Annotated in this window: 11 protein-coding genes; all 11 read right to left on the bottom strand. The window is 23.6% G+C overall.

Annotated elements, in window-relative coordinates:
• Positions 1-247 precede the first annotated feature (247 nt).
• The 11 genes from Q0H31_RS03050 to Q0H31_RS03000 all read right to left on the bottom strand — a co-directional run bounded on the left by Q0H31_RS03050 (position 248) and on the right by Q0H31_RS03000 (position 11121).
• Positions 248-1507, bottom strand: coding sequence for a hypothetical protein (locus tag Q0H31_RS03050; protein WP_295295715.1), 1260 nt, complete (start codon positions 1505-1507; stop codon positions 248-250).
• Positions 1497-2843 (bottom strand): tetratricopeptide repeat protein, encoded by a 1347-nt coding sequence (locus Q0H31_RS03045; protein WP_295295714.1) that lies wholly within the window; start codon positions 2841-2843, stop codon positions 1497-1499. Before Q0H31_RS03045 ends, Q0H31_RS03050 begins: the two co-directional genes overlap by 11 nt.
• A gap of 225 nt (positions 2844-3068) precedes the next feature.
• Positions 3069-3410 (bottom strand): hypothetical protein, encoded by a 342-nt coding sequence (locus Q0H31_RS03040; RefSeq protein WP_295295713.1) that lies wholly within the window; start codon positions 3408-3410, stop codon positions 3069-3071.
• A 150-nt stretch (positions 3411-3560) separates the two neighbouring features.
• Positions 3561-3833, bottom strand: a complete 273-nt coding sequence (locus tag Q0H31_RS03035; RefSeq protein ID WP_295295712.1) for a hypothetical protein — start codon at positions 3831-3833, stop codon at positions 3561-3563.
• 153 nt (positions 3834-3986) lie between these two features.
• The gene (locus Q0H31_RS03030) at positions 3987-4733 is read right to left on the bottom strand and encodes a MerR family transcriptional regulator (protein ID WP_295295711.1); all 747 of its coding nucleotides are present in this window, start codon (positions 4731-4733) and stop codon (positions 3987-3989) included.
• A gap of 19 nt (positions 4734-4752) precedes the next feature.
• The gene (locus Q0H31_RS03025) at positions 4753-5034 is read right to left on the bottom strand and encodes a Smr/MutS family protein (protein WP_295295710.1); all 282 of its coding nucleotides are present in this window, start codon (positions 5032-5034) and stop codon (positions 4753-4755) included.
• A gap of 396 nt (positions 5035-5430) precedes the next feature.
• On the bottom strand, positions 5431-7572 hold the full coding sequence (locus Q0H31_RS03020; RefSeq protein ID WP_295295709.1) for a hypothetical protein: 2142 nt from the start codon (positions 7570-7572) through the stop codon (positions 5431-5433).
• A 136-nt stretch (positions 7573-7708) separates the two neighbouring features.
• On the bottom strand, positions 7709-8425 hold the full coding sequence (locus Q0H31_RS03015) for a hypothetical protein (protein WP_295295708.1): 717 nt from the start codon (positions 8423-8425) through the stop codon (positions 7709-7711).
• Between the two features lie 129 nt (positions 8426-8554).
• Positions 8555-9709, bottom strand: a complete 1155-nt coding sequence (locus tag Q0H31_RS03010) for an ankyrin repeat domain-containing protein (protein ID WP_295295707.1) — start codon at positions 9707-9709, stop codon at positions 8555-8557.
• A gap of 77 nt (positions 9710-9786) precedes the next feature.
• Entirely contained in the window at positions 9787-10161 is a 375-nt protein-coding gene (locus Q0H31_RS03005; protein ID WP_295295706.1) for a group III truncated hemoglobin, read from the bottom strand.
• Between the two features lie 120 nt (positions 10162-10281).
• Positions 10282-11121: a 3-hydroxyacyl-CoA dehydrogenase NAD-binding domain-containing protein gene (locus Q0H31_RS03000; protein ID WP_295295705.1), complete on the bottom strand. Its 840-nt coding sequence runs from the start codon at positions 11119-11121 to the stop codon at positions 10282-10284.
• Between the last annotated feature and the right edge of the window lie 19 nt (positions 11122-11140).

Raw genomic sequence — 11140 nt, 5'->3', positions numbered from 1 at the left:
ACAGGAACTAATCCCCATAAAGCATACCACTGTTTTCTTTCTACTTTTATACCAGTCTGAGGCCCATTACCAACTATGTGTCTATGCTGTGATATACAAGAAGTTGCAAATAATACCACAACAAATACTAAAACAATAAACTTTTTCATTTTTTATCTCCTTTTTTTATTCAGTTGTTTTTAGCTACTATACAATAAAAAATAAATATTGCATTTGAAGTATAAAAAAAAATTAAATACTTCAAAAATTATTTTAAAATTTTTTTAAGCTCACTTGATTTTAACATTAATTGAACATATTTTTTATAAGAATTTTTGATGCTATTTTTATGATAAAGCCTTGTGAAATTATATAACTCTATATAGTCTATTAAAAGCATATTGTAATTATTAGCAGATGATACTTCAAAGATTATATTCTCTTCCTCTTCTTCTAAATCTATATTATATTTTTTTAAAGGCAAACCCATCTCCTCTAAATTTTTTATCTTTTCTCTTAAAGCTAAAAAATCAGCCTTAGAAATATGACCTAAAAAATATAAAAATACTAATATTTGACTGCTAAAAAAATCTGTGTATCTTTTTAAATATCTTTTTTGATCTATTTGATAATCTATAAGTTTATAATGTAAATTAATATAGTCTTTAAAATTATACGAAAGACCTCTGCACTTTTTCAATAAATCTATATTATAATAACTGCTTTTATTTTCTACTTCCTCTCCATAGTAAAAATATTTTTCATTTTCTTTATTTCTTAAAATTTTTTTATAAGCTTTTTTATAAATATCTATAAGTTTATAATAATCTTTTTTATTAATTCTTTTTTGTCTATAATAATCATAAATAAAAAACGCAATATAATATAGTTTATAATCATAATATATTTTTTCATTATTTGATTTTTTTATTTTTATTATTTGCTTATATAAAGCCTTAATTTTTCTCTCTATAAAGCATACATAATCTAAATTTATATTATATAATATCTCTCTTATATCCGTACCAAACTCAAAATTATCAATTAAAAAATCAAGTATATCCAATTCTTGAGTTATATAAAAATGTTTTTCTTTTTTTGTATCTTTACTCTTTAGTTTGTATGCAGGAAGTATTAATTTTTTATAGGTTTTTTGTTTTAGTCTGTCTTTAATTCTATCTACATAATCTTGCGTTTCTATTTTTTTATTGGTAGCACAATTATAATATTCTATAAAAGCATCTACACTAAAAAAATAAATACTACTTTTAAAATCAATATTTCTGATTTCTTCTTTATTAAGATATTCTATATTATAATCATTATACGAAAATTCCCCTTCTTTAAAAAGGCTAATATTTCTTAATTTATAATCCTTATTTTCTTTTTTCTCTCTTCCAGAAAGACTTTCAATAGTATAAATATTTTTGCTGCTATTTTTTATATTATCCAATGATGGAATAACATCTTTTTTATTGTATTTAAAACTATTATAAATAATATCTTTTTTAAAATTTTCAGATGCCATATTTTTGTAAATCCATAAGCATTTTTTTTATTGTATAATATTCTCTTCTTTTCTCTTCAATCATAATTAGAACATTTTTTAAACTATCTACCAACTGCCTTTTTAATTTTTTATTATACTCTCCTACTTCATAAATATAGTATAATGCTATAGCCCTATAATAATTATAATTAAAAGACTTTTTATCAAATCTTTTAATATGTTCTAAAATTTTACTGCCGAGATTATTTACATTTCCAAAATCATTCTCTTCTTTATATATTGAAAGTAATTTTAAAATATTTTCTAAAAACTCTATATCATCATAATTATTATTCATTCTATATTCACAAGCCTGAATATAATATTTTGCCTTTTTATAATTTCTGCAATCTTTATCTATTTTAGAAAAATATTTATAAGCCTCATCATACTTTTTAAATTGAAGCTTCAATTTTCCTATATTATAATAAGCTAAAGAATTATCTTCTATTATATCATCAACTTCAATATCATCAAAAACAATATCAATATTATTTAGTTTATAATTACACCAAGCAATATAATGGTCGCATTTTATTCTATCTACAACATTTGAAGAAGATTCTCTCATAAATATTTGTTTAGCTTTTTTAAAATCTCTTAAAGCCTCACTATATTCTCTTAATTTGTATTTAAGTTTAGCCCTATTATAATAACCGTCTGAATATTTATGATTTATTGAAGTATTGAAATCTTCTAAAGCTTCATCATATATATTTAAATTGAATTTAATAAAACCTCTCAAATTATGTAAATCATATTTTATATTATTGTTTGTTTCTATAAAATAATTATAATTTTCTATAATATCAGAATAATCATATTTAACTTTTTGAGTATTAAAATTTATCATATAATCTTTTATCTCTTCAATATTTTTTAAAATTAAAGTTTTTTTATTTTGAATGCCTAATGGATTTTTTAAGAAATTCCTTATTATATTTTTTATTAAATAATTATTTGCAAGTTTTTTTAATTGAGCAATATCTGACTTTATTTCTTTTTTAATATTTAAATTTTCTTTGTTATAAATTTTTATTAATTTCTTTTTTGACTTAATTCTATAATAGTATGATAATGGATAATATTTTTGCAGTTTTATAGATGTATCAAAATACTTAATAGCTTGTTTTAATTTCTCTATATTATTTTCTGACTTTATAAAAATAATATATCCTAACAGACAATATGCCTTATAAGAAGTATTGTCTGACTTAATTATCTCATTTAGTAATTTTGATGTTAAATTATAGGATTTATTTCTAAAAGAGCTATTAACAAGATATATTAAATTTTTTATATTACAATTTTTCATAATTATATAACCAAACACCATTAAATTATGAGCATTATAATAGAAAAATTAATAAATATCAATAAAAAAGGTGTATGCATTTTTATTGCACACACCCTAAAAACATTAAATAATTTATTTTTTAATTTTTATAATAAAAAGCCCGCCCTAAAATATTAAGACAGGCTTTTTATATAATTGTTTTATTAACAGAACTATTTGCTAAAATTAATTAAAAGCTTTAGGTCAGAATCTGAATCCTACTTGTAAACCTATATCATAAGTTACAAAAGGTGTATCAAAATACTGTGATCCAACATGTTCTGGATTTCCTGTTATAACTGTTTTTATAGAATTTATATAATCGAATCTTGTGTATAATCCAATATTTAACGCTATATTATCAGTAAAAAATATAGAATAATCTAAAGTCAATTTAGCATAAAATCCTATAGGAATACTTAATTTAATATTTGGATAATTTCCTTTGCTTCCATCGCTAAGAGAAATAGATTGACTTACTGACATAGGTATTGATACACCGCCGCCTATACCTATAGAAAATGCATTTATATTAAATTTAGGCAATAAACCAACTTTTAACGTATGGCTATATACAGAAACATTTATCTCACTTTCAGACGGTATAGGGCTTACTGCTCCAGCATCAGCACTATCAAATTTATATACTCCATAAAGACTATCAAAACTATATCCTACTTCACCTAAAAGACTAATTCAAAAATTATTCACAACTTGCCACATATAACCTATTTGAGCAGAAACTCCAGTATCAAAGCCTAATCTCTTTTCTGAATTATAATTAACTCTTAGTATTTCATTGCCATTTGGTTTAGCAACATTATTTATATAAGAGAATGTTGGAAGTAGATTTATTCCCATACCTAATGGCACATTGAGTATAAACTCGAATCCGCTTGCTGCGAATACTGATGTGCTTAATGCTGCTGCTAATACAGCTGTGAATAATAATTTTTTTAAGTGTTTCATAACAAACCCCTTATTAATATTTTTTTATTTATAACAATTAAAGATTTACGAATCTTTAATAAATTATCAAATGTTAAAATATGTTTATCTATATTAAATATATTTACTCTTTATTCAATCTTATTAATCAATAAACTTACAACCTAAGTATGGTTAGGTAGTATTTTTATTCTCACTTATGATGCTGTAAAACTGTTTGGAGAATTTTTTCCTGTCAAAAGAATTATTGTCATAAGAATTGTATAAACTCAAAAGTATTAAAGATAATAACAATACGCTTAATTCATCAGGATTTAAATTGCTGTTTTTATAATCATTTAATATAGTGTTTAAATACTTATCATTAAAAGTTTCTTTAAAATCATCATCATTAATGTTAAATATATTTTTTACTTCATGGCATATAGAATTTACTAATTCATCTTCTATATGTTTTATGTTTTTTACAATGTATTTCATCTTCATAAGCAGCTCCTTATTTTTTATTAATTTTGATAAAAAAAGTATTTCAAAAGATTTATTTTCAAAAACAACCTTTTCTATCTCTCTTATTTCAAGCCCATAAGATTTTAATTTTACTATCTCTCTTACAATATCAAGATGCTCCATTATGTAGTATCTGCTTTCTGTTCTAATCATTCCCCTCTCAACTCTGTATGCAGGAAGAAGCTCTTTATTATCCCATTCCCTAAGCAGATTAATACTCATATTTTTTATATTGTTTTTTTCCAAAAGATTTAAAAATTCTCCTATAGACATTAATCTCTTTTTACTTCTCAAAATAAATGAATATTTTGGCAAAGCATATTTTTTATTCTTTATAAAATAATACACATCAAAAGCATTTATATTTCTCTTAGCATTTTTATCTATATTGTTGTTTTCATCTCTTCTTGCCATTTTACAGTTACCTTATTTATTAAAAAATTATAATCATAGAGCCGTAAGCTGTTTTTTTATTTAGTTTGTACTTGTATCCGAAATCTTGATATTTTTTAGCTTGTCTTAAAATAACATATCTCAAAACAGGTACTTTATTTTTACTGTGACGCCCCCTTCCAAATACAACTTCCATATTAATACTCAAACTTTCACCAAATAATATTTTTAATATACATAATACCTTTAATAAATTTGTGAAATAGTTTCTTGCTTCTTTTGCTCTTTTTCTGTGTAAATCAATAAATAAGTAAATGTTCATTATATAATCTCCTTATTATAAATATTAATTTTTCTTTATACCTAATCATCATTACATATAAACTTTTTACATAATAATTTCTAATTGTTTAAGCCGCCCCAAACTAGTAAATAATTTGAGGCAGCCTGAAGAAATAAATTTTATTTCTTCTGATTAGGGTTCATCTGTTTTCCTCTATTACCCTGATTCTTGTAATAGGAATATTTGTTACAGATTTGTTGGCATTTGAAAGCATTATGATTTGATTTTTCACTCATATTGCTCCTCCTTAAAAATATAATTTTTAGTTAGGCTAAATATTTTTATCTAACCATGGTTATATATTAGGACTTTTATACTAATTTGTAATTTGACATATTCGTATGGAGGTCAATAGAGAATTTTTTTTTTGATTTTTTAAATATTTTTTATAGGAATTTCTATTTGTTTATATATATCATAGAAATTATTGATTTTTTTTATTATGTCTTCTATTTTATCATAGCTTAATTTGTATTCTTCTTCTAAAAATGAGTAGAATAATTTATTTAAAAGATTATCTGAATTGCGAATATATTCTAATTTTTTATTATTTAATTCTATCTCTTTTTTTATTAATTTGTATACTTTAAATTGTTTTATATTTTCTTCTACATCAGTAAATTTATCTTTAATTTGATAAGAAATAAAAATTAATAATTTTATTGTCTTTATGTCTTTATATAAATTAAAATTGTTAATAATATTAATGTCATGCAAATATTCAATAACTTTTTCAAACTCAGAAACAGTGCTTTTTATTTTTGTAATTTCTTTTTTTATTGATTGATATACTTCAAAGTTTTTTATATTTTCTTTTATATTTATAATTTTTTCTTCATCTTCAATTAAACCGCAAATATAATTTATTAATTCTGAAACTTTACAATAATCATATTTTTTATACTCTTCATAATCAATAATATTAAGAAAATATAAATTATTAAGCATTCTGTTAAACTTATTAATATCATTTTTTATTTTTTCAAATTCTTGTTTATACACAATTCTAAAATTTATATTATATGGATTTTTTTCTCTCTCTTTTTTTGTTTCTATTCTAATTTTTATATAATCTTTTTCATCTCTATGATAGCCTACAATATTGTATGCAATACTCATCAATATAAACTTATAATAATAAATGTATATTTCCTTATAATCATATATTGAATATCTTTTAATTATTTTCTCTTCATATTGATAAGAGTAAAGATAATTATTAATAACACTGTAATCTTCTATATTATGTTTTTTTGCCGTTTCATTATTTAAATAAAATTTGTAGAATCTGTAAATATTATGGCTTCTAAGTGTATTATATTTATAAGTGTAAAGCTCTATTATTTTTTTATATTCTTCTTCATTTATAATTTTTTTATCAGTAAATAAATACCCTATAAAATATCTTAAATAATAAAAAACACTGTCATAATATAAAATGCCTTTTTGTAATTCTTCATTTTCTTCTATTATATTATTATAGTTTTTATTATCTCTTATATCTCTTATTAGATTAAGTATTGTATCATACAAATAAAATATAGTATTCTCTAAATCTGTTATACTTATATTTTTAAAATTATTAAATATATTTTTTATATCTATTTTCTTTATTTCTTTTTGTCTTTCTTTATCATCGTTTATATTTAAAATAATTTCTTTTATATATTTTTCACTTTCAATAGTATATATATTTGATTTTAATATTTTATCAAAATTAAATATCTCTTTTGCTATCTCTTCAGTGTCATCTAAGTAGCTTATATTTCTAATAAATACAAAATCTGTGCTTTTTATGCTTTTATATATTCTTAATATTTCATCTAATACTATTAAACTTTCTAATGTATAATATCTCGTATCTTTTTTCTTATCTTCTTTATTTAATCTATATGAAGGAAGAATTGAAACAGTTTTTTTATTGTTATCATCAAAATATTCCTGCATAACTTTTTTTAATCTATCAATCTCTCTTTCTTTGATGATAAGCTCAAAATGATTATTTTTTATATTTTTTATAGTATCTTTGTAATTTTCTATTTTTCTTGAAGAATGATTAACATCATATATTAATTTATATGGGCTTATTATTTTATTAATCATTTCATATATATAAATATGGCTAAATTGTTCATAAGATTTCAAATTATTGTATAACTCTAAAAATACACCTATTTCAAAAAAGCAAATTTTATTTTCATCTAAAAAGAAATAAATATCATCTTTACAATCAGAATTTCCTTCTTTATAACTTAAATCTTTATAAAACTCTATTTCTATATATCTATACTTTCCTTTTTTTAATTGTGTTGGCTTTCCTGAATTGATTGATACTAATAATACTTTTATATCATTATTTTCTTTTTTAAGTGCATTAATTCTATTTACTATATTTTTTAGAGAATGAAGAATATAATAATCATCATAATATATATTTTTATTATTACTGTATGTGTTATATTTTGAATATATGTCAGAGCTATATTTTTCAATTATATATCTTTTATTTTTTGTCATATCAAAATCATAAATATTTAATTTGCCTTATTATAATAAAAAATTAATAAATATCAATAAAAAAGGTGCATGCATTTTTATTGCACACACCTCACGATTATTAAATTATTTTTATAAAAATTTTATATAAAGGGGATTAATTATCTACAAAATAAAGACTTATTTGTGCCCCTATATCAAAAGCACCCAAAGACTTTTTACTAAATCTATCATCAGCCTTAAATGAAGGTCCAAAATCATATCCTGCATATATTCCAAGCCCTAATGCAGCTTCTTTATTAAAGAAAAATAAATAATCAACCGTAAGCTTTATATAAGGTATCACAAACATATCAAATTTATTTTTTGTATCATTGAAATTATATTTATTATTAGCATCTACTAATTGCTGAGTTTGTTCGTTATATATTTTAGTAGTTTCAGTTGAAGCAAGAGGAATCTTAACTCCTCCTCCAAGCCCTATAAAAAATCTTGCTATATTAAGCTTTGGAAGAAGCCCTATAGATATAGTGTCAAAATTATAAGAAGTATTAACAGTAGAATAAGAATTGTTTCCACTTGCAACACTTTCTTTGTATGCAAAAACATCTCTATGATAAGCTAAATCTAATGCCAAAGAAAAGCCCAAATAATCATCAAAATCTTTATAAAAACCGGGAGTAATACCAACACCCCATTCAAAAGCACCCGATGTACTTAAAGCACCATTTTTAGTATCAACCCCTGATTTATGGGCTATTGAACTTTGTGATATAGAAGCTCCAAGAGGAACTACTATACCAATTCCCAAATCAGCAGCAAAAATATTATATGAGCTAATTAAAAATAATGAAAAAATTAGTAGCTTTCTCATAAATAATCTCCTTTTTTTAATTATTTATATCAATGAAGGACATTATTTATTATAGCAAATTGTAAATTAAATGTCAAGTAAAAGTAAATATTTTTTACTAAAAACTAATAAAAAGTAAATTTTTTTTAATTATTTTTTGGAAATGCTATTTAAAAAGTCATATATATCTAAATTTCCTTTCTTTTTAGCAATATCCGAAGCAGTTTCACCCGTTTTTGATTTGTAATTAATATCAGCACCAGCATCTACTAATATCTTAGCAATATCTAAATTTCCTGCAGCAGATGCTCCCATCAAAGCAGTATACCCCTCTTCTGTAACAGCATTAATATTAGCTTTATATACTATAAGTTCTTTTACTATATCAATATGATTTTCTATTGATGATATAATTAAAGCATTATACCCAGAATTATTTGCTTTATTAACATCAGCTTTATTTTTTAATAGTTCTTTTATTATATCTGTATAGCCGTCTATAGAAGCAGCAATTAAAGGAGTAGTTCCATCAGAAGCAGCAGTATTTACATCACTTTTGCTTTTTATTAACTCTTTTACTATGTCTAATCTTCCAAACCTTGAAGCATAAATTATAGCAGTTATACCATTAGAGCCTCTAAAATGAACATTAGCCCCAGCTTTAATTAACTTTCTTACAATATCAACATTCCCAGATATAGAAGCCATAAGTAAAGCATTGTCTCCCAAACCATTTGCCTGATTAACATCTACTTTTAACATTATAAGCCTATCAACAATATCAATATAAGCAGAATCAGAAGCTATCATCAAAGGAGTATTGCCATTTTTATCAGCAACATTTATATCTGCACCATACTCTATAAGCAAATCAAAAATATTAATATCTCCCCTCACAGAAGCCCACATCAAAGCAGACCAACCGTCATTATTTGTTATATTAATATTAGCTTTATTATCCATTAAAAGCTTAATTACAGAATAATGCCCCTCAAGTACCGCCCCCATCAAAGCAGTATTGCCAAAATTATTAGTATTATTAATATTTACATTAGCTTTAATAAGCTCTCTTACTATATCAGCATTCCCATAAAGTGCCGCCCATATTAAAGGAGTATTGCCCTGTTCATCTCTAATTTCTAAATCTTCTCCCTTATTAATAATATTTTTTAAAGTACTAATATCATCTTCAGCAATAGCTTTAATTATAGGAATCTCTATAGGCGGATTTTGTTCTTCTTCATTATAATCCTGAGAATAAAGAAAATTAAACATTATAAAAAATATAAGCAAAATAATACGCATAAAATACCCTGCAGTAAAGTTAAAGATATTATAACATATTAACATAATATTTTAAAATTACTTACTTTAAACAAACATTACTGATTAAATAACACAGCCTTAAAGTTTTTAGCAATATTAAATGCCACCTCATAATAATGATTAGAAGCTTCATCTTCAAATACATCATCAAGACATTCTTTAAATAAAGAAAGCCAACTGTCAAACAACTTCATATCGAAAGGCATAAGATTAATATGCGGCTGAACGGGATTTCCCATATAAAGTTTTTCATTTAAAAGCATAGTTTTCCAAAATTTAGCAATCTTTTCTTTATGTCTCTCCCAAGATTCATCATCAATTCCAACATGCTCATTAAATATAGGTCCTAATTCATTATGTACTCTGATTTTATCATAAAAAATATTCATCAATTTTTCTATACTTTCATCATTTATTTCATTATATTTCATAATTATATATATCCTTATTTTTTATAAAAATAGTATATTATATTTAAAATTATTACAAATAAAAAAAGCGAAGGGATTAAAATTAACCCCTCCGCAAGCAACAAACAAACTATATATTAATTATTTAGAATACTCATAGAAACCTTTACCAGTTTTTTGACCAAGCAATCCGCCTCGAACCATTTTTTTAAGTAAAGCACTAGGTCTATATTTAGGGTCTCCAGTCTCTCTTTGAAGCACTTCCATAATGGCAAGTACAATATCAAGACCAATCAAATCACCTAAAGCTAAAGGCCCCATAGGGTGATTAGCTCCAAGTTTCATAGCATTATCTATACCCTCAACAGAAGCTACCCCCATAGAATATAAATCTATTGCCTCATTAATCATAGGAACTAATATACGGTTAACAACAAAACCAGCTGTCTCATTAACCTCAACAGGAGTTTTTCCAATTTCTTCAGATATTTTAATAATTTTTTCAACAACATCTCTCGGAGTATTAATACCAGAAATAACTTCAACTAATTTCATAACAGGAGCAGGATTAAAGAAGTGCATACCAACAACTGCTCTTCCAATACCAGCACCTATTTCAGTGATAGAAAGTGAAGAAGTATTAGAAGAGAATATGCAATCAGGCTTACAAATTTCATGTAATTCTTTGAAAGTAGTTTTTTTAACTTCCATATTTTCAAAAGCAGCCTCAACTATTAAATCACAATCCTTACAAATATCTTTTAAACCTATAGATATTTTAGATAAAATTTTCTCAGCATCAGCTTTTTCCATTTTACCCTTAGCAATTCTTCCGTCAAAACTCTTAGCAATTCTTGCCTTACCGCTTGCAGCAAATTCTTCTTTAATATCGCATAAACAAACTTCATAACCTTCAGTTTGAGCAAAAGCTTGAGCAATACCAGAGCCCATAGCTCCAGCACCAATAACACCAACTTTCATTTTAATTTCTCCTTTTATT

This window comes from uncultured Brachyspira sp., from assembly GCF_934747485.1.
GTDB lineage: Bacteria > Spirochaetota > Brachyspiria > Brachyspirales > Brachyspiraceae > Brachyspira.
This window is presented reverse-complemented; position numbering and strand designations above follow the sequence as displayed.

What these genes read in the sequence shown, in the direction of transcription:
- Q0H31_RS03050 (WP_295295715.1), bottom strand. Translation starts at nt 1,507, where the DNA reads ATGGCATCTGAAAATTTTAAAAAAGATATTATTTATAATAGTTTTAAA.
- Q0H31_RS03045 (WP_295295714.1), bottom strand. Translation starts at nt 2,843, where the DNA reads ATGAAAAATTGTAATATAAAAAATTTAATATATCTTGTTAATAGCTCT.
- Q0H31_RS03035 (WP_295295712.1), bottom strand. Translation starts at nt 3,833, where the DNA reads ATGAAACACTTAAAAAAATTATTATTCACAGCTGTATTAGCAGCAGCA.
- Q0H31_RS03030 (WP_295295711.1), bottom strand. Translation starts at nt 4,733, where the DNA reads ATGGCAAGAAGAGATGAAAACAACAATATAGATAAAAATGCTAAGAGA.
- Q0H31_RS03025 (WP_295295710.1), bottom strand. Translation starts at nt 5,034, where the DNA reads ATGAACATTTACTTATTTATTGATTTACACAGAAAAAGAGCAAAAGAA.
- Q0H31_RS03020 (WP_295295709.1), bottom strand. Translation starts at nt 7,572, where the DNA reads ATGACAAAAAATAAAAGATATATAATTGAAAAATATAGCTCTGACATA.
- Q0H31_RS03015 (WP_295295708.1), bottom strand. Translation starts at nt 8,425, where the DNA reads ATGAGAAAGCTACTAATTTTTTCATTATTTTTAATTAGCTCATATAAT.
- Q0H31_RS03010 (WP_295295707.1), bottom strand. Translation starts at nt 9,709, where the DNA reads ATGCGTATTATTTTGCTTATATTTTTTATAATGTTTAATTTTCTTTAT.
- Q0H31_RS03005 (WP_295295706.1), bottom strand. Translation starts at nt 10,161, where the DNA reads ATGAAATATAATGAAATAAATGATGAAAGTATAGAAAAATTGATGAAT.
- Q0H31_RS03000 (WP_295295705.1), bottom strand. Translation starts at nt 11,121, where the DNA reads ATGAAAGTTGGTGTTATTGGTGCTGGAGCTATGGGCTCTGGTATTGCT.